This is a genomic window from Pacificimonas pallii (assembly GCF_019204005.1).
GTDB lineage: Bacteria > Pseudomonadota > Alphaproteobacteria > Sphingomonadales > Sphingomonadaceae > Pacificimonas > Pacificimonas pallii.
Window position 1 is genome coordinate 361,082 of record NZ_JAGSPA010000001.1, and the last position, 22,671, is coordinate 383,752.

18 protein-coding genes are annotated in these 22,671 nt (G+C 61.0%); 6 read left to right on the forward strand and 12 right to left on the reverse strand.

Annotation, left to right across the window (positions count from 1 at the left end):
• Positions 1-258: 258 nt before the first annotated feature.
• Positions 259-1,830 (reverse strand): tetratricopeptide repeat-containing sulfotransferase family protein, encoded by a 1,572-nt coding sequence (locus KCG44_RS01695; protein WP_218443815.1) that lies wholly within the window; start codon positions 1,828-1,830, stop codon positions 259-261.
• Between the two features lie 75 nt (positions 1,831-1,905).
• Here KCG44_RS01695 and KCG44_RS01700 point away from each other — a divergent pair, with 75 nt between their 5' ends.
• Together KCG44_RS01700 and KCG44_RS01705 are read left to right on the forward strand one after the other, a co-directional pair.
• Entirely contained in the window at positions 1,906-4,350 is a 2,445-nt protein-coding gene (locus tag KCG44_RS01700) for a TonB-dependent receptor (protein ID WP_218443817.1), read from the forward strand.
• A 400-nt stretch (positions 4,351-4,750) separates the two neighbouring features.
• Positions 4,751-7,609 carry a TonB-dependent receptor plug domain-containing protein gene (locus KCG44_RS01705; RefSeq protein WP_218443818.1) on the forward strand — a complete coding sequence of 953 codons (2,859 nt, stop codon included), beginning with the start codon at positions 4,751-4,753 and terminating at the stop codon, positions 7,607-7,609.
• Between the two features lie 185 nt (positions 7,610-7,794).
• On the opposite strand, the gene ahcY is transcribed toward KCG44_RS01705, so the two are convergent.
• Entirely contained in the window at positions 7,795-9,183 is a 1,389-nt protein-coding gene (ahcY, locus tag KCG44_RS01710; protein ID WP_218443820.1) for an adenosylhomocysteinase, read from the reverse strand.
• A 107-nt stretch (positions 9,184-9,290) separates the two neighbouring features.
• Positions 9,291-9,854: a YqgE/AlgH family protein gene (locus tag KCG44_RS01715; RefSeq protein WP_218443821.1), complete on the reverse strand. Its 564-nt coding sequence runs from the start codon at positions 9,852-9,854 to the stop codon at positions 9,291-9,293.
• A gap of 98 nt (positions 9,855-9,952) precedes the next feature.
• On the opposite strand from KCG44_RS01715, the gene KCG44_RS01720 reads away from it, so the two are divergent.
• Both KCG44_RS01720 and KCG44_RS01725 read left to right on the forward strand, forming a co-directional pair.
• Positions 9,953-10,435 carry a peroxiredoxin gene (locus KCG44_RS01720; RefSeq protein WP_218443822.1) on the forward strand — a complete coding sequence of 161 codons (483 nt, stop codon included), beginning with the start codon at positions 9,953-9,955 and terminating at the stop codon, positions 10,433-10,435.
• A gap of 3 nt (positions 10,436-10,438) precedes the next feature.
• The gene (locus tag KCG44_RS01725; RefSeq protein ID WP_218443824.1) at positions 10,439-11,884 is read left to right on the forward strand and encodes an AMP nucleosidase; all 1,446 of its coding nucleotides are present in this window, start codon (positions 10,439-10,441) and stop codon (positions 11,882-11,884) included.
• Positions 11,885-11,913: 29 nt separating this feature from the next.
• On the opposite strand, the gene KCG44_RS01730 is transcribed toward KCG44_RS01725, so the two are convergent.
• From KCG44_RS01730 to KCG44_RS01760, 7 genes are all read right to left on the reverse strand, one after another.
• Positions 11,914-12,315, reverse strand: coding sequence for a type II toxin-antitoxin system VapC family toxin (locus KCG44_RS01730; RefSeq protein ID WP_218443826.1), 402 nt, complete (start codon positions 12,313-12,315; stop codon positions 11,914-11,916).
• Complete coding sequence (locus KCG44_RS01735) at positions 12,312-12,566, reverse strand: type II toxin-antitoxin system VapB family antitoxin (RefSeq protein WP_218443827.1); 255 nt, start codon at positions 12,564-12,566, stop codon at positions 12,312-12,314. Before KCG44_RS01735 ends, KCG44_RS01730 begins: the two co-directional genes overlap by 4 nt.
• Positions 12,567-12,636: 70 nt before the next feature.
• The gene (locus KCG44_RS01740; protein ID WP_218443828.1) at positions 12,637-14,475 is read right to left on the reverse strand and encodes a M2 family metallopeptidase; all 1,839 of its coding nucleotides are present in this window, start codon (positions 14,473-14,475) and stop codon (positions 12,637-12,639) included.
• Between the two features lie 136 nt (positions 14,476-14,611).
• A complete protein-coding gene (locus KCG44_RS01745) occupies positions 14,612-15,385 on the reverse strand; it encodes an alpha/beta fold hydrolase (RefSeq protein ID WP_218443830.1) in 774 nt (257 codons plus the stop codon).
• A gap of 181 nt (positions 15,386-15,566) precedes the next feature.
• Positions 15,567-16,748 (reverse strand): GGDEF domain-containing protein, encoded by a 1,182-nt coding sequence (locus KCG44_RS01750; RefSeq protein ID WP_218443831.1) that lies wholly within the window; start codon positions 16,746-16,748, stop codon positions 15,567-15,569.
• A 113-nt stretch (positions 16,749-16,861) separates the two neighbouring features.
• A complete protein-coding gene (locus tag KCG44_RS01755; protein ID WP_218443832.1) occupies positions 16,862-17,311 on the reverse strand; it encodes a GFA family protein in 450 nt (149 codons plus the stop codon).
• 9 nt (positions 17,312-17,320) lie between these two features.
• On the reverse strand, positions 17,321-17,977 hold the full coding sequence (locus KCG44_RS01760; RefSeq protein WP_218443834.1) for a DsbA family protein: 657 nt from the start codon (positions 17,975-17,977) through the stop codon (positions 17,321-17,323).
• 56 nt (positions 17,978-18,033) lie between these two features.
• Between KCG44_RS01760 and KCG44_RS01765 the strand changes: the two genes are divergently transcribed.
• Positions 18,034-18,957, forward strand: a complete 924-nt coding sequence (locus KCG44_RS01765; RefSeq protein WP_218443836.1) for a glutaminase — start codon at positions 18,034-18,036, stop codon at positions 18,955-18,957.
• 122 nt (positions 18,958-19,079) lie between these two features.
• Here KCG44_RS01765 and KCG44_RS01770 read toward each other — a convergent pair whose 3' ends face one another.
• Positions 19,080-20,285: a mechanosensitive ion channel gene (locus KCG44_RS01770; RefSeq protein ID WP_218444619.1), complete on the reverse strand. Its 1,206-nt coding sequence runs from the start codon at positions 20,283-20,285 to the stop codon at positions 19,080-19,082.
• 327 nt (positions 20,286-20,612) lie between these two features.
• On the opposite strand from KCG44_RS01770, the gene KCG44_RS01775 reads away from it, so the two are divergent.
• Positions 20,613-21,476 carry a TauD/TfdA dioxygenase family protein gene (locus KCG44_RS01775; RefSeq protein ID WP_218443837.1) on the forward strand — a complete coding sequence of 288 codons (864 nt, stop codon included), beginning with the start codon at positions 20,613-20,615 and terminating at the stop codon, positions 21,474-21,476.
• Positions 21,477-21,596: 120 nt separating this feature from the next.
• Here KCG44_RS01775 and KCG44_RS01780 read toward each other — a convergent pair whose 3' ends face one another.
• Positions 21,597-22,619 carry an aspartate-semialdehyde dehydrogenase gene (locus KCG44_RS01780; protein WP_218443839.1) on the reverse strand — a complete coding sequence of 341 codons (1,023 nt, stop codon included), beginning with the start codon at positions 22,617-22,619 and terminating at the stop codon, positions 21,597-21,599.
• Positions 22,620-22,671 lie beyond the last annotated feature (52 nt).

Here is a 22,671-nt window from a genome sequence, read left to right on the forward strand (position 1 = left end):
GCGCCTGCCCCGCGCCATGTGAATCCGCCATCGTCCAGACCGGGCCAAATGAATCCGCCAGCCCCCTTCGCGCTTCGCCGTTCATTCGCCAGGGCCCCCGCATCAGATACCGGCCCAAAGAAACATGACGACGTCATGACCACCGCCAGCTCCTCCGGTGACATCTTGCCTCCGCCGGCGACCGCCCATCCTGCAGGGCGCAGGCATCTTGGCCAATCACAGATCAGGTGAAGTCCCCGCCCAGACCATTTGGTGGTTTCAGTTGCATGTCTCATGCCGCGCCAGCGCCGCTTCGACGTCAGCGCCGACGGCTTGATAGTCCTTCCAGCGTCCCACCGATCGTGTGTGAATGGGCGAGCGCACCTGCACGGAACTCGCGGTCGATACCGGCGCACTGTTCCGATGAAAATTAAGCACCTCCGGATCCCAGTTTTTTCCGGCAAATTCAATCAGCTTCCGACTTTCCGCCTCCTGATCGCTGACCAGGTCCTCATATTTGACCTCTTGATAGCGCGGTCCAGCGAACAGCCCGCGATACGCATCCGCCAGATCGTTGAACCTGGATACGAAATGTGCCGTCCAGTCCACATCGTACGAATAGTCATAATAGCCGAACTCAGTCGCGAAGAGCTGGCGGTAGTTCGCGATGACCACGTCGCGTGGATCGCGGCGCACCATGATGATGCGCGCTTCCGGCAGGGCGGCCAGAATGTGCGGGACGTAGAAGAAGTTCAGCGGCATCTTATCGACGACAAGATCGTTGCCCTTGTCGGCGGCGAAATCCATGACGACGCGCCGATATCCGGCTGCCATCGCCGCGGCGTCGACTTCGGCCGCGAGGCTTTCGGGCGTCAGCGCATAAGCGCCCGGAAGGCCGGACAGGCGTTTCGCGATGAGGGCGACATCGCTCAGTTCCCCGGCAGACATGATGCTGTCATGACTGGACAGGATCCTGTCGGTCAGCGTGGTGCCCGAACGCGGCATGCCGACGACGAACAGCGGAGCGGGATTTATGTCCGCCACACGCTGGCGGGCAATCCCGTCCTGCATCCGGTGCGCGCGTGCCAGACTCGCGGCGAACAGGCGGTCGACCCAGGCCGCATCATAGCTGGTGACGGATCGCTTTTCCGCTTTGGCCGATATCAGCCACGAATAAGCCTGCTCTATATCGCCCAGTCGCTCCGCCACATTCGCCGCCGCATGCCCGATCAGCAATTTTGCGTCCGCGCCTCTGGTTTCTGAAAACCGGGCCTCAAGCGATACAAGTTTGTCGGCAGACGGCGATTCCAGTTGGACAAGCGCAAGACGAGCGCGATGGAAGTCGGGATGACGCGCCAGCAGATCGGTAAAGACAATGCGCGCCTCCGTCAGCGCGCCCGCAAATTGCAGGCCGGTCGCCAGATTATAGACGAACTGCGCATTCCCCGGCTCTGCGTTCACGGCGCGCCTGAAGTAGGGAAGGGCGCGATCTGTGCGGCCTGTCCGGACAAACAGCACGCCGACCGTGTCGAGGTCCAGCGGGTCTTCCAAAGACAATTCAGAAAGCCGCTCGGCCACCTGCCGCGCCTCTCTCCGCTCGCCGACAGATAGCAGGGCACGCCCCCTCCCCATCAGTGTGCGCGGATCTTGATCACCAAGTTCCAGCGCTTTGGCCGATAGCTCAACGGCCTTCGCCGCATTGCCGCCTTCCAGCGCCACAAGCGCCATAACGCCCCAGGCACCGCCATCCTGCCGGTCATGCGCAAGTTGTTGCAGCGCACCGTCATATGCCGCCTTGAGCTGCCCGGCGGACAGTTGCGCTTTTGCAACAGCAAGTGGCGATTGTGTCATAACGAAGTCGTTTTCTTTTGCCTTTTATAACGGATGCGGCACTTTTGGCGCGTTAAATTACATAGGAGTGAGAGCATGTCCTGTACCGGTCTGGCATCCAAGGCGACTTTCCTGCTCGCCGCAAGCGCAATTGCTTTTTCCGCTCACGCACAGGATGTAGGCGAAGCTGGGCAGGAGGCCACCGACAGCGACGTGATCGTCGTGACGGCGACCCGCCGCGCCAGTACGGTTCAGGACGTCCCCATCAACATATCGGCGATTGGCGGGGTTCAGCTGGAAGAGCGCCGCCTTGATAATCTGCGCGAAGTCGCACGCGCCATTCCCGGCGTCTACGTGGTTGATCAGGGCAGCCGCTCTGGCACGCCGATCGTCTTTCGCGGCCTGAACGCGACCGGTCTCGGTTCGTTCGACGGCAATAATGACGGCGGCGGCACGGTCGCCACTTATGTCGGCGAGATCCCGCTCTACATAGACCTTCGTATCAATGATATTGAACGTGTGGAATTCCTGATCGGCCCGCAGGGTACGCTTTACGGTGCAGGCACACTTGGCGGCGCGATCCGGTATATTCCAGCGCGTCCGGACTTCGATGGCGTTTCGGGTGAAGTGCGCGGCGATGCCTATGATTACGCTTCGGGCGGCGGCATCAGTTTTGACGTCGGGGGGACGGTTAACGTACCTCTTACCGACAATCTCGCCCTTCGCGCCTCGGTTGACTATCTCGAAGATCAGGGATTCATCGATTATCCCTTCGCGGTGCAGGAAGTCGGCGTTTCGAATCCCGACGCCAACCCTGCGGATGCGGCGGCCTTCGGCGCAAATCTCCGTCCCCTCAGTGACGTGAATTTCGAAAAGGTCATCAGCGGCAGGGTGGCGCTGCGCCTGAACCCCGTGGATGCGCTTGACGCCACGCTCACCTATCACTTCCAGAAGGACGAGACGGGTGGCCGTCAATTCTCGCAGCGGCGCCTGTCAAATTACCCGGTTGAGATCGGCAAATATGAGTCCGCCCTTCGCGTTCCGGAACCCAATGAGCGAACGACACAGCTCGTTTCGCTGGAGCTTGAGCTGGACCTTGGCTTCGCAAACCTTGTGTCCGCCACCGGTTACAGCACGTTCGATGATGACGGCAATCGCGACCAGACCGATCTTCTGATCGGGCTTGAATACAGCTATGAGCAGTTCCCCGAATTCACGGCATTCACCCGTGAAGTGAGCGAGGAAGAGACACTGACGCAGGAACTGCGTCTGGTGTCGGCGTTCGACGGTCCGTTCTCCTTCATCGTCGGCGGCTTTTTCAACGAGCGCAAGCAGGACAATGTCAGCACCGAATTCACGCCGGGCTACGACCAGTTTGCCGTGGATGAGTTCGGCGGTGTACAATTGCGTCCCGACTCGATCGAATATATCGCGCCATTCCGCTCACGCCTGACGGAACTCGCGGCCTTTGGTGAGTTTTCCTACCAGCTGACCGATGCCTGGCAGGTGACCGTCGGTGGGCGTTACTACGACTATAGCCTGACGACCGCTGCCGCCGTCGATCTGCCGGTCTTCGAAACGGTGTTCAACGGGCGCGACCCGGAATCCATCGTCTTCGACTTTGAGCCCGGCGGCCAGAAAGACAATGGCTTCCTGTTCAAGTTCAACACGTCCTATGAAATCAATCCGGACGTGCTGATCTATGCGACTGTCAGTCAGGGTTACCGGATCGGCAATTCGAACGGCACGGCCGCGTGCCCGAACCCCTTGCCCGACAATCAGATCATCTGCGCGTTACCGAATGAAATCGCGTTCGGGCCGGACGAGACGCTTAACTATGAGCTTGGTTTCAAAACGCAGTTCTTCGACCGTCGCCTGACCCTGAACGGGGCGATCTATTATATAGACTGGTCTGACCCGCAGATTGCATCGGCAACGTTAAACGGCCAGTCGCCGATCACGATCAACGGCAATGGCGCCGAAACCAGGGGCGCCGAGCTGTCGGCTGTGCTGGAACTCGTTGAGGGCCTGTCGATCCGCGGCACCTATTCCTACACGGATCCGAAACTGACCGAGGATTCGCCGAACATCATTCCCGTGCTGACGGGCAATACTCCGTTTGACAACGGCTTTTCCGATGGCTTTGCAGGCGACCGTCTGCCGGGTAGCCCCAAGCATCAGGGCAGCCTTTTTGTCGACTATAAATTCCCCGTTGGCGACAATCTGAACGCGACACTCAGCTACGGCGTCTACGCACAGTCAGACGTTGCGACACGGACCGGTGAACGCGGCGCCTCCCTGACGCTGCCTGGTTTCGACCAGCACCAGGCGTCGCTTGGCTTAAAGATGGCGAACGGCCTGTCCGTATCTGCCTATGTCGATAATCTATTCAACGAGTATATCGAAACAGGCGTTCGCGGGACGCCAGCTTTCGACAAGTCGGTGAGCGATATCAACGGCGACCCGGTCTATGTGCGGACCTACGGCACATTCGTCGCACCGCCGCGCCGGATCGGCGTACGGACGTCGTTTAAATTCTAAAAGCCGGACATCATCCGGCGAAATCATGGGGCAATCTGTAATATGCAAATTGCCCCATAAGCTTGCCACGAGGCTGACGCGCTGACGTGAATGAATGCATCCAGCTTCATGGCATGATGCGATCATAAAGACGAGAGTAAGCCGCACGGATATTGTTTCGCATACGCAAACGAAACAACTTCTGGCCTGCCGAATTTCGTGACTTTTTTATCACGAGTTCAGCTCAAAACACACATATTCGTGCTGACTTCTTTACACGCCTGGCAGGTAATTCTACAGCTTTGCATCTGACGTGAACGCTGAGGACAAGTGCCTCCAGCCGACGCATGTCATTTGGCCTGGTCGCGCCGGGGTGCCGCTTTTGCTCGGCGACCCTGAACGACCATCAAAGGCTAAGATAATGACAAAATTGCAGTTCCGTCACCTCCACACCTCCACGGCAATCATTGCGGCGCTTGGCTTGGCGCTCCCCGCCTTCGCACAGGACAGCGCGGAAACCGCCGCTGCGCAGTCTGCCAGCACTCCCAATGATGACGTCATCATTGTCACCGGATCGCGTATCCAGCGTAACGATCTGGAGCTGTCGAGCCCTGTTACCGTGGTCTCCAACGAGGCCATCAAGCTGTCCGGCGCTGTCGGTGTCGAGGAATATCTGCGCGACATTCCGCAGGCCGTCACGGCGATCGGCAGCAATACGAACAATGGCAATGAAGGCGCGGCGACCGTCGACCTTCGCAATCTTGGCGAGGAGCGGACGCTTGTGCTTGTCGATGGCAAGCGCTTCGTGCCCTATGACGGCGACGGTATCGTCGATCTGAACATGATCCCGCCTGCCCTTGTCGAGCGCGTCGAGGTCGTCACCGGCGGTGCGTCGGCGGTGTATGGCTCCGACGCCATTTCCGGCGTCGTCAACTTCATCCTGCGCGACGATTTCGAGGGGCTGGAAGCCGAAGGCCTGATGAGCATCAGTGAGAAGGGCGATTCCCAATCCTACACGCTGTCCTTGACCGGCGGCCTGAATTTCGCGGGCGGGCGCGGCAACATCACTGTCAACGGCGGCTATGCGAAGCAGGAGGCCCTGTTTCAGGGTGACCGTGAATTCTCGCTGTTCGCGCTGGCGGCGGAGGATTTCGGGCCCGGCGGCAGCGCCACCACACCAAACGGCTTTGTCGATCTTGGCGATGGCTTCCAGTTCAATGCGAATGGCGACCTCATCGCCGACGCGGTCGACCCGGCGCGCTTCAACTTCAACCCGTTCAACCTGCTGCAGGCGCCGCATGAAAAATACACCGCGACCGCCGTCGCCAAGTACGAATTCTCCGACTCGCTGGAGGCATTCGGCCGGTTTTCCTATGCGGAGAGCGAGGTCCGAACGATCATCGCGCCGACGGGGACATTCTTTTTCCCGTTCGAGCTCAATTACGAGACAAATCCGTTCATCAGCGATCAGGCGCGCAGCATCTTCGCGGCGCAGGATACGACGCCCGGCGATGACTCGATCACGTTTGGCTATGGCCGCCGTCTGACCGAACTCGGCACGCGCGATTCAGTATATTCCAACGCCGCATGGCAGGGTGTCGGCGGCCTGCGCGGCAAATTTGGCAGCAACCTCAAATGGGAGGTCTTCGCGCAATATGCCGAAACCGACCGCTCTCAGCAGTTTCTGAATGACGTTTCCTTCAACGAGGCGCAGCAGGCTATCCTCGTTGTCGACGATGGCGGCGGCCCCGTTTGCCGTGATGCCTCCAATAGCTGTGTGCCCGCCAATATTTTCGGCCCCGGCAACCTGTCGGCGGCGGCGGGCGATTTCATCCGCCTTGATCTGCGGGAAGACAATAAGACCTCGCAATTCGTGGTCGGCGGCTTCCTTTCCGGCGACCTCCCCTTCGCGATCTCCGAGACGCCGGGTGCGTTCGTGGTCGGTGCGGAGTATCGCAAGGAAGATTATGAGGCGATCCCTGACGACAATCTCGCTCAGGGCAACAGCATCGGCTTCGGCTCCTCGACACCCGTCAATGCGAATTACGACGTCAAGGAAGTCTACGGCGAGATCAACATTCCCATTCTGGAAGACCGCCCGTTCTTCGAAAGCCTGTCGATCGAAGGCGGCGTCCGCTACTCCGACTATCAGAATGAGGTGACAACGCTGGGCGTCAGCAACAGCTTTTCCAACTGGTCCTACAAAATTGGCGCGGAATGGAGCCCCGTTTCAGATCTGCGGTTCCGGGCCGCGTTCCAGCGGGCCGTGCGCGCGCCGAACCTGAACGAGATCGGCGAACCGCGGACACCGTCGACCGGCGATGCCAATTTCGACCCCTGTCAGGGTAGCAATCCCATCGGCAATGCGACGTTGACCGCGCTCTGCCTGGCAACCGGTGTACCGGCGGAAAATCTCGGTTCGGTTGGCGGGCCGATATCTGGCCAGATCAACAATTTCGTTGGCGGCACCGCCAATATCGTTCCTGAAAAGTCGAATACCTGGACAGTTGGTGTCGTGCTGACACCCACATTCCTGCCGGACTTCACGGCGACGGTCGATTATTTCGACATCACGGTGAACGATGCGATCCTGCAGGTGCCGGAGCAGTCGGTGCTCGATGCGTGCTACCTGATCGAGCAGGATGCGAGCGGTGCTTTCTGTAGCCTGATTGACCGCAACCCGCTGAACGGCCGCCTGATCGGCGGGACAGAGACCGGCGTTGACGTTCGTGTCCGCAACATCGGTTTCCTGCGTTCGCGCGGTATCGATGTCTCGGCCCGATATGGCATCGATATCGGCGATGTCGGCACGATCGACCTTGGCGTGAATCTGACACGGCAGCTGCGTACGGATCTGCAATTCGCGGACCTGCTGCCGGTCAATGAATGCGAGGGCCTGGTCGGCACGACCTGCCTGCGCCCGGACCCGAAATGGCGCTGGACGCAGACAACCGCCTTCACGACCGGCGACTTCACCGTTCAGCTGCGCTGGCAGCACATTGGCAGCCTCACCAATGATAATGTTGCGTTCGGCGTTGCGGATGCCAGCGACTTCGTCGTACCAAAGATCGGATCGTTCGATTATTTCGACCTGACCTCGCGCTTCCGCGTGGCGGACCAGATCGAATTCCGCGCAGGCGTTAATAATTTGTTCGACAAGTCACCGCCCGTTGTCGGCAATGACTATGGCGGCACGGCGGAAAATAGCGGCAACACCTATCCGGGTACCTATGACCCGATCGGTCGCAGCTTCTTCATCGGCGCCACGCTGACCTACTGATCGGAGAGCGACAAAAAGGGGCGGTGCGCATCGACACGCACCGCCCCTTTTTTTATCACAGGCGAGACTTAAGCCTCGTTCATCTCGCACCCGCCAAAGGACCAATCACGGCTTTTGCAGCAGCCAGATTGTGCCCTTCGGCAATTTTCGCCGTGAACGGGGGCCAGCAAGTTCCGCAGGCGCGGCTAGTAGCGATACTCGTCCGCCTTGAACGGCCCCTCAAGCGGGACGCCGATATAGCTGGCCTGTTCCTCGGTCAGCGTGCTCAGCTTCACGTTCAGCTTTTCAAGGTGCAGGCGCGCGACCTTCTCATCCAGATGCTTCGGCAGCACGTAGACCTGGTTCTTATATTCGTCGGACTTCGTCCAGAGCTCGATCTGCGCCAGCACCTGATTGGTGAAGCTCGCCGACATCACGAAGCTTGGATGACCCGTCGCGTTGCCCAGGTTCAGCAGGCGGCCCTGTGAAAGCAGCAATATGCGGTGGCCATCGGGGAACGTATACATGTCGACCTGCGGCTTCACCTCGATCGTCTCCAGATTCTTCAGCGCGCCGACCTGAATCTCATTGTCGAAGTGACCGATATTCCCAACGATCGCCATATCCTTCATCGCGCGCATATGCTCGATGGTGATGACGTCCTTATTGCCCGTCGTCGTGACGAAGATGTCGGCGACGGGAGCGGCTTCCTCCATCGTCGTTACGGCAAAGCCGTCCATGGCGGCCTGCAGCGCGCAGATCGGGTCGATTTCAGTGACCATCACGCGCGCACCGGCACCGCGCAGCGATGCTGCCGAGCCCTTGCCGACGTCGCCGTAACCCGCGACGACGGCCAGCTTGCCGGCCATCATCACGTCCGTGCCGCGGCGAATGCCATCGACCAGCGATTCCTTGCAGCCATATTTATTGTCGAACTTCGACTTGGTGACGCTGTCATTCACGTTGATCGCGGGAAAGGGCAGCTTGCCTTCTTTCGCCAGACCGTAAAGGCGCAGCACGCCCGTTGTCGTCTCTTCGGACACACCCTTGATATTGTCGCGCAGCCTGGTGAAGAATCCGGGCGATGCGGCCAGGCGCTTCTTCAGCACCTTCTGCATTTCCTCCTCTTCTTCATTCGTCGGCGCGGGCATGTCTTCGCCAGCTTCGATGCGGGCACCCCAGATGACATACATCGTCGCGTCGCCGCCATCATCCAGGATCAGGTTGCAGGGCTCGCCCTCCCACTGGAAAATATGGTCGACATATTCCCAATATTCCGCCAGCGTTTCGCCTTTCTTGGCAAAGACCGGCACGCCCGTCGCAGCGATGGCGGCGGCGGCATGATCCTGTGTCGAATAGATATTGCACGATGCCCAGCGCACTTCGGCGCCCAGCGCCGTCAGCGTCTCGATCAGCGCCGCCGTCTGGATCGTCATGTGCAGGCAGCCCGCAATGCGCGCGCCCTTCAGCGGCTTTGCCGCGCCATATTCTTCACGCGTGGCCATCAGGCCCGGCATTTCGGTTTCGGCGATGTCGAGCTCGCGGCGGCCATATTCAGCGAGCGAAATGTCAGCAATAATCGAATCATTAGCCACGTCGGGGCTCCTTCATGTGGGGGGTTTTCTACACTCGCCACATAAGGATCATCACGGCCAAGGGCAAATATAAAGACTGCTTTATATGACCGCGTGGCAGCTGCGGATCAGGCGCGCCCGCTGGTGGCGGACAGCAGCGATACGTCGATACCCGCAACCTCAAAGGCTCTGGGCCAGCGCGTCTCGACCGGCGTATCGAAGATAATCTCCTGCTCACCCGGCACATTCATCCAGCCGTGGCGGGTCAGCTCCCCTTCCAGCTGCCCCTCGCCCCAGCCGGTATAGCCCAGCGCGATCAGCCAGTGTTTCGGACCCTTGCCCGCGCCGATGTCGCGCAGGATATCCAGCGTCGCGGTCAGTGACCAGCGGTTCGCGACATTCAATGTGCCCTGGCCCTCATAGTCCGTGGAATGCACCACGAAGCCGCGTGCAGGCTCCACAGGTCCGCCCGAATAGACGGGCGCGTCGTCCATTTCGGAATGGTCGATATCGAGCTGGTCCATCAGCCCGCGGGCGTCCACATCGCCGCGAATATGGTTCACGACAATGCCGAGCGCGGATTCGTCATCATGCGCGCACATGGCGATGACGGCACGATCGAAACGATCATCGCCCATGCCGGGCATGGACAGAAGCAGCTGGCCGGAGAGGAAAGGAGGTTGATCGGTCATTTGGTCAACATAAGCACTGATCTGCGCTCGCCAAGGTGAAACGGTGCCGCTAGCAGGGAAACAGGACCCACCGATCAGACAAGCAGGAGATCATCATCATGGCCGTATCCGTAGGCGACAAGGTTCCCAGTGCACAGCTGACGCAGATGACCGCTGACGGCCCGCGTCCCGTCGCCACAGACGAATATTTCAAGGACCGCACGGTGGCATTCTTCGCCGTTCCCGGTGCCTTCACACCGACGTGCAGTGCCAAGCATCTGCCCGGTTTCATTGAAAAATCGGATGATATGAAGGCCAAGGGCGTCGACGAGATCGCCTGCATGTCCGTCAATGACACATTCGTCATGGATGCATGGGGGAAAAGCGCGGATGCGGACGGTAAGGTCACGATGCTAGCTGATGGCAATGGCGATTTCACCAAGGCGCTCGGCCTGACGCTCGATGCTTCCGGCTTCGGCATGGGGCAGCGTTCGCAGCGCTTTTCGATGATCGTCAGGGATGGCACTGTCGCCGAACTCAACGTCGAAGCGCCGGGCGATTTTCGCGTCTCGAGCGCTGAGCACATGCTCGGGCAGCTTTAACCCTTGGGCGTCACGGCTGCGGAGATCGTCAACCAGCTGGAGGACGCATATCGCGCCAGCACCGAACGGCTTCGCAGTGCCCTGCGGGAATTTATCCGTACCGGAGCGCGGCCCGATCCGGTGCTGCGCGCCGATGGCGGCTTTGCCTATCCGGAAATCCGCATCGAATATAATGGTGCGGAGCCGCAGGCCACGAGCGCGCTCCGTTCCTTCGGGCGCCTATCGAGCGCAGGCCTGTTCGCGTCCACGGTCACCCGCCCCGCGCTCTTCCGCAAATATCTTGAGGCGCAGCTGTCCATTCTGATGGAAAAATACGGTGTTACGCCCACCGCCGCGTTGAGTCGGCAGGAAATTCCGTTTCCCTACGTCATCGATGGCAGCGATCTGGATGCGGGCAGCGTCACGACCGCCGATATCGCGCGCTGGTTTCCAACCACGGAACTTGCGCATATCGGCGATGAAGTGGCGGACGGCACATGGGATGCGCAGCGCAGCGGCCACAGTCCGCTGGCATTGTTCGACGCGCTGCGCACCGATTTCAGTCTGGCCCGGCTCCAGCATTACACCGGTACGCCGGTCGAACATGTGCAGCGCTATCTGCTGTTCACCAATTATCAGAGATATGTCGAGGAATTCGTCCGCTGGGGCGCGGGCCAGCTGAAGGCGGGCGGGCGCTATTCCCTGCTGTCCGGACCCGGCGGCATGCGGCTGACACCCGAAACCGCGGACCCGGCCAATCTGCCCGACATGACCGCGGCGCGAAAATCGCAAATGCCCGCCTATCATCTTGTGGCGGAGAACGGCACGGGAATCAGCATCGTCAATATCGGCGTCGGCCCTTCCAATGCGAAAACCATCACCGACCATCTGGCGGTGCTGAGGCCAGAGGCATGGCTGATGATCGGCCATTGCGGCGGGCTGCGCGATAGTCAGCGCATCGGCGATTATGTTCTGGCCCATGCCTATCTGCGCGACGACCATGTGCTGGACCCGGTGCTGCCGCCCGAGATCCCCATCCCGCCCATCGCCGAGGTGCAGCAGGCCTTCTGGAGCGCCGCCGAACAGATCAGCGGTGAGGAGCCGGAGGCGCTGAAACGGCGCATGCGCACCGGAACGATCGTCACCACCGACGACCGAAACTGGGAATTGCGCTATTCGGAATCCGCACTGCGTTTCTCGCAATCAAGAGCCGTCGGCATCGACATGGAATCGGCGACCATCGCCGCGCAGGGTTACCGCTACCGCGTCCCCTACGGCACGCTCCTGTGCGTCAGCGACAAGCCGCTGCATGGTGAACTCAAACTTCCCGGTCAGGCCAACCGCTTTTACGAACGCGCCGTCCGCGAACATATCGACATCGGCATCGCCGCCGTCGATGCGCTGCGCGATTTCGGTCCAAAGCTGCACAGCCGCAAGCTGAGGGCCTTCGACGAACCGGCGTTTCGGTAAAGCTCACATAGAAGCAGAGCCAACTGCGGTCAGGTTCTGACCATCGCAGATCGAATATCAGTCTGCGAGAAATCGTCGCCCACAAACAGCAGTGGTGCATTTAATTCACGCGCAAGCGCGTAGGAAAAGCAATCACCAAAGTTCAGTTTCGCCGGATGACGCGTCCGGCCAAAACGGTCGAAGGCAGCCTTCGCCAATTCGAGCTGTTCCGACGTGAACGGAACGCTCATTGCACCAATCCGCTCTAGAAACGCTTGAAGACGCTCTACACCCGCCTCAATGCCCTTGCGAGTGACGACGACATGCAGTTCAAGTTCCGTTGCCGTTGAAATCGCGACCTCCGATGCTGTGGAAATCCGGTCGATAATGTTCTCGTAATCAGGTTCCTTCAGCAGGATCGCGATCAAAACCGAACTATCGAGAATAATCAACGCGGAAGGCCATATTCGTCATACATTTCCGCGTCGATTTGTTCCCTGGTGAGACCCTTCGGCGGATCAGGCCAAGACAACACCATAGCCAATAGGTCGCGGCGCTTGTTCGTCGCATCCTCGCTATTTTTCACACGGTTCAATCGCTCGGTAGCCGCCCGCTTCATGGCAAGGCTGATCGATTCACCGGTATGCGCCGCAAGTTCGCGGATCAACGCTTCGGTCTCTCGGTTTTTAATGTTCAGTGCCATGCGGAAACCCGGCTATAAAGACGTTTTGCAAATGTCTTTATAGCCGGGTTTCTTCACGAACGCAATCCAGCTACCACCCGCATGACTTGCCTTTGTTCTGCTCTTCCAGCCAGCCCTTCAGCGGTTCGAAATAGGCGACCAGCGCTTCGCCGTTCATGTCGCGGGTACCGGTGAAGGCTTCGAGCGCATCGGGCCAGGGGCGGCTCGATCCCATTTCCAGCATGGCGTTCAGCTGCGCGCCGACCTCGGCATTGTCATAGATCGAGCAGCGATGCAGCGGGCCTTGCCAGCCTGCCTGTTCGCACGCGGCCTGATGGAACTGGAACTGCAGCAGGCGCGCCATGAAATAGCGCGTGTAGGGCGTGTTGCCGGGGACATGATATTTCGCGCCGGGATCGAAACTGTCGGCGGGGCGCGGACCGCCGGGCGGAACGATGCCCTGATATTCCCGGCGCAGGTCGGTCCAGCTCTTCGTGTAATTCTCTGGCGTCGTCTCGCCGGAAAAGACCTGCCAGCGCCATTTGTCGATCATCAGGCCAAAGGGCAGGAACGCGACCTTGTCCATCGCCTGCCGCAGCAGCAGGCCGATATCCTTGTCGGCGGCAGGAATATTCGCTTCGTCCAGCAGGTCGATCTGCGTCAGATAGTCCGGCGTGACGCTGAGCGCGATCATGTCGCCAATGGCCTCGTGAAAGCCGTCATTGGCGCTGTTCTTGTAGAGGAAGGGCTGGCCCTTATAGGCGCGCTGGTAATAATTGTGCCCCAGCTCGTGATGCACGGTGACGAAGTCGTCGGCATTCACCTTAGTGCACATCTTGATGCGGACATCATCCTCATTGTCGAGATTCCAGGCGGACGCGTGGCAGACGACTTCACGGTCGCGCGGCGCGGTAATCTGGCTGCGTTCCCAGAAGGTTCCGGGCAGCGGTGCGAAGCCGAGCGACGAGAAGAAGGTCTCGCCCGTTTCCACGATCCGCTTCGGCGTATAGTCCGCCTTCACCAAGAGGTCGGTCAGGTCATAGCCAAGATCACCGGCACCCTCCGGTGCCACGATGTCATAGATATTTCCCCATTCCTGCGCCCACATATTGCCGAGAAGATCGGCGCGGATCGGGCCATTTTCCGGCTGGACATCGTCGCCATAGGCCTCGTTCAGCTTGCTGCGCGTGTAGCAGTGCAGCTGGTCGTAAAGCGGCTTCACCTCCTGCCAATTGGCATCCAGCATCGCGGCATAGGCATCGGGGTCCATGTCATAACCCGAACGCCACATCGCGCCGGTATCGGCATAGCCGAGCGAGCGCGCGCCTTCGTTGGAAAGCTCGACGAAGCGGGCATAATCCTCGCGCATCGGCGTGCCGACCCTGTGCCAGCTGGTCCACATCTCCTGCAGCACGGCGGGGTCGCGCTCAGTGCCCATCAGCGCTTCCAGATCATTGCCGCGCGTCTCGGTGCCTTTGTACATGCCCTTGCCCTTGCCATAGGCAGAGTTGAGGCCTGTCAGCAGTGTCGCGAGTTCATCCGCCGCGCCCGGAACATTCGGCGCAGGCGCCGTCAGCGACTGCCGCAGCATGTTGAGCTTTCGCGACGTATCGTAGCTGAGCCCGTCAATCGCGGCATATTTCGCGGCCTCATTGGCAAGCTCCACCGCCGCCTTGGTATATTCCGCGCTGGCGCGCGCCGCCAGGAAATCGGTATCGATGGTGATGTTCGTGGCATTCGCCCATGCCGCCTTGCCGACATAGATGCTGAGGTCCGCAAGGCGCTGCTCCGCGCGCTCGACAAAGGCATCGGCGTCAGCGGCGGTGGGGGCGGCGGCCGCCATCTCACCCTCTTCATGGTGCGCAGCAAAAACGGCACCTCCGGCCATCAGGCCCACAGCGATCGCGGCAACTGAAATCTGCTTCAACATTATCTGATGCTCCCAGGGAATTTTTCTATGCGGCGGTTTTGACGGTGAAGGACCATCGCGGTCAAGCGCGCACATGCAGTAAGGATGTTGTGCACAGGAGAGCGTGCCTGGCGCACAGCGCGGGTTGCACGGCGCATCAACTTCCCGCCGTCAGGAATGCGGTCAGTTCCTCGCCCAGTTCCGGCTTCGAGACGCAGGACATGTGCGTGCCCGGCATGGTCGCGAACCGGGCATTCGGCATCAGCGCCGCAAGCTTTTTCGCATCCATGAAAAACCGGTCCTCCGCCGCGCACAGGACAAGGGTCGGTATGTCGATGGCGGCGATGTCGCCCTCGTCCCCATCGACTTGCGCGCGCAGCAAATGCAGCGCCGCGTGCGGGTTCACCCCGTTGGTCTTCATGAACTGGACAGCGAAATATTCGTCCGTGCCCCTGGCATGGTCGTCACGGTTTTCGACCGCATTGATGAACCAGTCGGTGCCGCTTTGCTGCGCGGCAATCCCATCAAGCCCCATGCCGCAAATCGCCAGACGGCGCGGTGTCAGGCCGCCGATCACGCCCAGCACCGACGTTCGCGCGCCCAGCGAAAATCCGGCAAGATCATAATCCCCGACACCCAGATGCCGCACCCAGTCCGCCGCATCGCGGGCCAGAATATTGGGCGGCCATTTCGCCAGGTCCGATGGCGCCTCGCTTTGTCCATGACCGCGCAGGTCGAGCATGTGACAGTGAAACCCCGCCGCCGCCAGGGCCGCCGCCGTGCCGAACCTGACCCAGTTCACATGCGCCGTCGAAAACAGGCCGTGGATCAATAGCAAAGGCCGTCCGGTCCCCGCCAGGGGCGCGACCTCATGCCAGGCCAGGCGTGTGCCATCGGACGTTTCGAAGATGTGCGGAATGGTGGTCGTCATTTTCGTAACTTCACACCTGCTTCACACTATGTCGATCGCGGCGCACGGCGCGGGAACTGAGGGGAAAGGGAAAGGTGGGATCGGGCCGGAACGTCATGCCCGCAAGGATCGCCGATCACCGGCGAATAGGAAAGCGAATTCGTATCGCGTGGTTCCCGGTCAAAAAGGTGCAGGCATGCCGTCAGGCGGCCGCGGCTGTTCCGTCACCCCGGTCCCTGGCCGCTTTTTCGGCATAGAGGGCCCGATCCGCCCCCCGCAGCAGCTGACTGAGGTCCGACCCTGTCGCCATGCCAATGGCCGCGCCGATCACGATTTCATTGTCCTCGAACGGGATGGGCCGGGCGATGGCCGCGCGCAGCGCTCCCATGCGCGCGTTGAGTGCCTTCGTCGTCATCCGCGCAAGCAGCACGGCAAATTCGTCGCCGCCCAGGCGCGCAACGCAGATGGCGTCTTCGCACAGCTTGCGAATCCGGTCCGCCGTCTGCTGCAGGACGACATCGCCAGCGGCGTGACCATGGCGGTCATTCGCAGCCTTGAAGGCGTTCAGGTCGATCATCAGGAGGGAATAGGCGGCCTTCCCCTTTCGCTGCGCATGATCGGCATCGAAGCGCGAGCGCAGCGCGCGGCGATTGCTGAGCCTGGTGAGCGCATCCGTCTCGGCGAGTTCGCGAAGTTCGGCGCGGAGTTCAATGGACGCGACCATGGTCGCGAAATGATGGGAAATCATGCCCGCCAGTAAAATCGCGATCACCAGCGTCCCGAATCCCACGGCCTTGAGCGCGACATCGTCTGAAAACGCCATGGCGACGCAGGAGGGCGCAAGCGCGACGACGGTCATGCCGATGGCGGTCCGTGGCAACGAGTTCAGGCAGATGGCACCGGACAGGGCGATCAATGTCACGAAAATCGGGGCAAGCACACGGCGCGCCTCGACGGTGTCATAAAAAGCGTTGAGGGTCCACACGCCGCCGATCGCGGCGACGATCAACGCGACCAGGCCGGTTTCGCGGAGGCGTTTCCGCATCTTTGCAATCCGCACCTTCTCACGCCGTCGGCGATACCAGACGCCTCCACGCCAGATGCCGACCAGAATAAAAAGGACAGGCAGGAAGATATGGTGTTGCCACTGAAATTCGCCCCCGGAACCATAGGCCGCAAGAATGGCCATGGCCGCGACAGCGCCATAGAGCAACGGGACGCACGCCATGACACGGCCATATTGCGCCGCGATGACCTCATCGTGCAGATTGCGGTCCGCGCTGTCGGACCAGACCTGCCGCAACTGCGCCAGCCAGCTCAGCCCGCCCGTCGGCGAAGCATCGTCCAGCGAATATCCGCGGCGATTTTGGATCGGCTGCTTCATAACCGCCATAATTTAGCGGAAGATCGTAAAGTCTGAATTAATCCAGCAATATAAATTGTCAGCCCGGCAGCGAATCGAGCTCAGGGACTTTCTGGAAGACGAGTCGGCAAGGGTCATACGAGACCAACGAACGCCGCCCAATCTTCGGTCTTGCGAGGCTGACCGTCCATTTGCCTCGCGCCGGCGGGCAGGGCGATCCAGGGCTGCTTCGAGCGCACCCAGATGTGGGCGGCCGGAACAATCTCAGCGCTACGATCAAGCGTACCGCAGCGGATCGAGATAAATCCTGGGCGCGTATCGTTCTGGGCATAAATGCGCGCCATGCACACCGCGCAGCCAACGATCTTCGACTGCGCGCCGGAAGGCTGTGTCGCACGGCCCGTGTTCACATCACCGGACAGTTCCAGATCGGCCTCCGCAACCAGCATATGCTCGCTGAAGGCCGAGCCGGTCCGCGTCTGGCAATCGGTGCAGTGGCACGCATAAGGGGCCAGTCTGACACCGTCTTTTAGCGTATAACGCACGGCGCCGCACAGGCAGCCGCCTTTCAAAATGCCCTTCATAATGAATCCCTAGCTCAATCTCCTGGAAAGTCCCGCTTGCTTCATGCGCCACAGGGCGACGTCGATGCGATCCTGGCCGAAAAACGGCTCGCCGTTGAACAGCAGGGTCGGCACGCCCCAATGGCCGCCCGCCTCCAGCGCCGCCTGATTGGCGGCGATCTCCGCGTCGAGGGCATCGGCTTCGCGCGCGGCTTCTTGATCCAGCGCGGCAAGGTCGAGGCCCGCGCGGGCCGCCGCCGCGGCAAGGTGGTCGCCCTCATTCCAGGACACTTTACCTTCCCAGATCAGGCGCGAAGCTTCGTCGGCGAAGGCCAGGCCCCTGCCCGCCCGTGCCGCCGCCTGCCCCAGCCGCGTCAGGCGAAAGATGTGCGGCTGATCGCTGGAAATTTTCCGCGTGGCGATATCCTGCACGATGGGGTCAGGCGTCGGCCGCCCGATTTCGATCTGAAGATATTGCGACAGCCGCATGACATCGCGCATCACATAGCCGAGCCAGTTGGGATGGTTGCGCTCAAAGAAATCCGGCTCCCGGATCGCGAGCGGGTAGACCGGGCGAAACACGATCTCCAGATCATATTCCCGCACCAGCGCACGATAGCGCCGCGTCGCAAGGAAACTGTACGGCGAGCGAAAGGACCAGAAAAGGTCGGCGGTCAGGGTCGTCATGCTCTCGGCGTTAACATGCGGTGGCCCGCCGCGACACTCTCTGTCAGAAGGGGGTCATGAACCTTCAGCACATCATCGACGAGACCTTCGCCGAACTGGAACCACGGCGCGGGTGCGGTGCGGTGGCCGACTATATTCCGGCACTGGCCAATGTCGATCCCGGCAAATTCGGCGTCGCCCTCGCCACAAAGGACGGCGCAACCTATTGCGCGGGCGACGCGGGTGAGGCGTTCTCGATCCAGAGCATTTCCAAAGTGTTCGTCCTGGCTCTCGCGCTCGACCGGCACGGCCCCAGATTATGGGACCGGGTCGGCCGCGAACCGTCCGGCGATCCGTTCAATTCCATCGTCCAGCTGGAGCGGGAAAAGGGCATTCCGCGCAATCCCTTCATCAATGCCGGTGCCATTGTGACGACCGATCATCTGGTCGACGACAGGAGCCATGATGTCGCCATCGATGAACTTGTGGCGCTCCTCAGGAAAATGGCGCGGGATGACGCCGTCCATGTCGACCCGGAGGTCGCCAGATCGGAATCGAAGGCGGGCGCGCGCAACCGCAGCCTGGCCTATTTCATGGAAAGCTTCGACCGGCTGAGAAACCCTGTCGAGACGGTGCTGGCGGCCTATTTCCGGCAATGCGCCCTGGCGCTCAGCTGCAAACAGCTGGCCGAGGCGGCGCTGTTCCTGGCGTTCGACGGGACCGACCCCGTTACCAGGGAGGTGGTCACCTCCACCGCCCGCTGCCGCCGTATCAACGCACTGATGCTGACCTGCGGACATTATGACAATTCGGGCGAGTTCGCGTTCGAGGTCGGTTTCTGCGGGAAGTCCGGCGTCGGCGGCGGCATCCTGGCCGTCGTGCCCAACAAGGCGACCATTGCGGTCTGGTCGCCGGGGCTGAACGAGGCAGGCACATCGGAGCTTGGCGCGCTGGCCTTGCGGAAAATCGCCGAGAAGACCGGCTGGTCAATCTTCGGCTAGGCGGAAATCCCGGCGCCGTGCGGGGACAGGCTCTCGTCCAAGCGGCATGTTGTCGGTTCCGGCACAAAAGCGGCCGCGGTGAGGATTACCCCGCCGCGGCCGCGAATTGCGCTTGACGGGCGCTAGCCAAGCTTGGGCGAGTCCCCCGCCGGAGCAGGCTTGGGTGCCTTCGGAGCCTTGGGAGCGGCCGACGTTTTGGCACGGGCCTCCGACTCGTCGACCAGACGATCGAGAACGCGGCGCGCCGGTTCGCGGCCGCCAAGCCCGAAGGCGATGGCGGCGGCAATGGCGGCCGAGCCGAGGATGAGCGCGAATGCGAGGTTCACGATGTCATTCGCCAGCCCCATGAACCTGAGGCCCATGGCGACCGCCAGTGCGATGGTCGCATATTTGACGATCGACGGCGCGAAGTTCGTCTCCCCCGTCGAACGCACGACCGCGTTTGCCAGCACGTTCGCCAGCATGACACCCACCAGGATGATCGCGCTGCCGAACAGGACCTGTCCGCCAAGCTCGAGCAGCTGCGTCAGCAGCGTCGTGATCGCCACGAAGCCGAGGGCCTGTGTCGCCATGATCGCGCCGAACAGCGTGATGGCCGTCGTCACGATGACACCGGCGGCGTTGCTGGTCTTCATCGTCTCGGGAAACGCGCCCATGCTGGCGACGGCCCGGTCGACACCGGTTGCGCCCAGCAGCGTGGAGGCGAGCTGTCCGGCCCAGCGACCGATGAAATATGCGATGGCGAGAATGATGCCAGCGGCGATGACGCGCGGAATGGCAAGCAGGATGACATCCAGCATGCGCGTTGCCGGCTCCGTGATCGCGGCGATCTGCAGCACGTCGAAGGCCATGATCGAAATCGGAATGATGATCAGGACGAACGCGATCGTGCCCAGCACTTTTCCAAGGTTCAGATCGCTCGCGGCGACGTCGGTCACCCCGGCGCGTGCGGCCCATTTGTCGGCCTTGAACGTCTCCATGCCGGTCGTGATGATGCGCTGAACGATGCGCGCCACGACCAGGCCGATAAAGAAGATGATGGCGGCGCCAATCAGGCGCGGCAGGAAGCGGAAGACTTCCGTCGTCAGTTCATTGACGGGCGCAACGACCTGGCTGAGCCCGAGCGGCTGAAGAGCGGCGACGATACCGACAAGAAGGACAATCCAGTAGGCGAGCGTACCGAGCTGTTCGCCCAGCGTCGTCGAACTGCCCACAGCGTCCTGATGTTTCTTCAGCGTGGAAATCCGGTCGACAAGCTTCGCCAGACCCCATTTCGCCGCCTTTGCGAAGAAATAGGCAACGAGAAGGATCAGCAGGGCCGCCGCGATGCGCGGACCCCATTAGCTGATCAGATACGTAATCCGGTCCATCGCGCCGGGATAATAATTTTCCATGTGAGGCCCCCCTGTTCAGTCAGACCTGTCCATTCAGATCTTCCGCACCTGAACGCACATGAACCCCAATCAGTTGCATCCGGCCGTGCCTGACGCCGGAATTGCGGGGCGATCGCGATCGTTTGCGGCCAATGGCATGAGGGCATGTCCGGGCCCCGGCCCGCATGCGCGCCTTCTTTGCTAGCCTTCCAGACAGTTTCCCCAGCCCGCGCGCCGCGATTAGAACCGGTCCATGGGATGGGTTCGACGGGAACGACTGCCATGACGCTTCATATCGAGAAAAGCGGCCAGGTCTGCGGGGCGCGGGTCACGGGGATCGATCTGTCGCAGCCGGTCCCGGACGTGCTGGCGCGGGATATCCGCGCCGCCTGGCTTCAGCATCATGTGCTCGCCTTTCCGGGCCAGAGACTAAGCGATGACGATCTGGAGCGGTTTACGCTTGGCTTCGGCGGTTTTGGCGACGACCCGTTCATTTCCCCTATTGCCGGGCGCCGTCACATTATCGCGGTGAAGCGGGACGCCGACGAGACCGCGCCGCTATTCGCCGAGAATTGGCATACCGACTGGAGCTTTCAGCAGCGCCCACCGGCGGGCACATGCCTGTATGGCAAGACGATCCCGCCCGCAGGCGGCGACACGCTGTTCGCCGACCAGCATGCCGCGCTGGACGCGATGCCGGACCGTCTCCGCCAGCGGATCGAGGGCAGGATCGCCATTCATTCCGCCGCGCTCGCTTATGCTCCCGACGGCACCTATGGCGAGGCGGACAAGGTCAGGGGCCGCTCGATGAACATCCGTCCGTCGGACGAGGCGCGCGCGGTGCAGCATCACCCGCTGATCCGCCGCCATCCCGAAACCGGCCGCGAGGGCATATTCGGCACGCTCGGCTATATTTGCGGGATCGTCGGCATGACGGACGCCGAGGCGCTGCCTTTGCTTCTCGAACTACAGGCCTGGCAGGCGCGCGACGAGTTCGTCTACCGCCACCAGTGGGAGCCGGACATGCTGGTCATGTGGGACAATAGAAGCGTTCTGCACCGCGCGACCGGCGGCTATGAAGGCCATGCCCGCCTGCTGCACAGGACGACCATTGCGGCCTGGGATGGCGAGGAGAAGGGCTGCTAGCAGGCGGCTGGCCAGCTTAGATCGTTTCTTCGAGATCGTCATACCGGCGTCCGCGGGGAGTGGCGGGTTCATTTTTGCGGGTATCACATATACCGGTATCAAAGTCCTGAAAGAGCAGGTCTACCCCTTCTGCAGCTGTTTCCGGCCGAGCAGTTCCGCGATCTGGATCGCGTTCAGCGCGGCGCCCTTGCGCAGATTATCGGACACGCACCACAGGTTCAGGCCGTGCTTCACCGTCGGGTCCTTGCGCACGCGGCTGATATAGGTGGCATATTCGCCGACGCATTCGACGGGCGTGACATATCCCCCATCCTCCTGCTTATCGACGACCATGATGCCGGGCGCTTTTCGAAGGACGTCACGGGCATCCTTGGCGCTCAGTTCGTCCTCGAACTCGATATTGATGCTTTCGGAATGGCCCACGAACACGGGAACGCGGACGCAGGTCGCCGTCAGTTCGATATCGGGCGACAGGATCTTGTGCGTTTCCTGCACCATCTTGCGCTCTTCCCTGGTGGAACCGTCAGCCAGGAAATCATCGATATGCGGAATGCAGTTGAAGGCGATCTGTTTCGTGAAGACGTTGTTTTCCTTTGGATCGCCCACGAAAATCGCGCGGGTCTGGGTGAACAGTTCGTCCATCGCGTCCTTGCCCGCGCCCGATACGGACTGGTAGGTCGATACGACAACGCGCCTGATCTTCGCGGCGTCGTGCAGCGGCTTCAGGGCCACGACCATCTGCGCGGTCGAACAGTTCGGATTGGCGATGATGTTGCGCTTCATCCCGGAAATCGCATCGGGGTTCACTTCCGGCACGATCAGCGGCACGTCCGGCTCCATGCGATAGAGAGAGGAATTGTCGATGACGACACAGCCCGCCGCCGCCGCGCGCGGCGCATGCAGCTTTGTCGGTCCGCTGCCTGCCGCGAACAGGGCGATATCATAGCCCGTGAAATCGAAATGCTCGATCGACTCGACCTTCAGTTCCTTGCCGGAATCGCCGAAATCGATCATGCGGCCCTGACTGGCGGGACTTGCGACCGCCGTCAGCTCTGCGAGCGGGAATTCCCGCTCGGCCAATATATTCAGCATTTCGCGCCCGACATTGCCGGTCGCGCCGACGACGGCGACGCGGTATCCCATGAATCTATTTCCTACTGCAATCGATGTTTCCCGGCCGCTTATGTAATCGCGC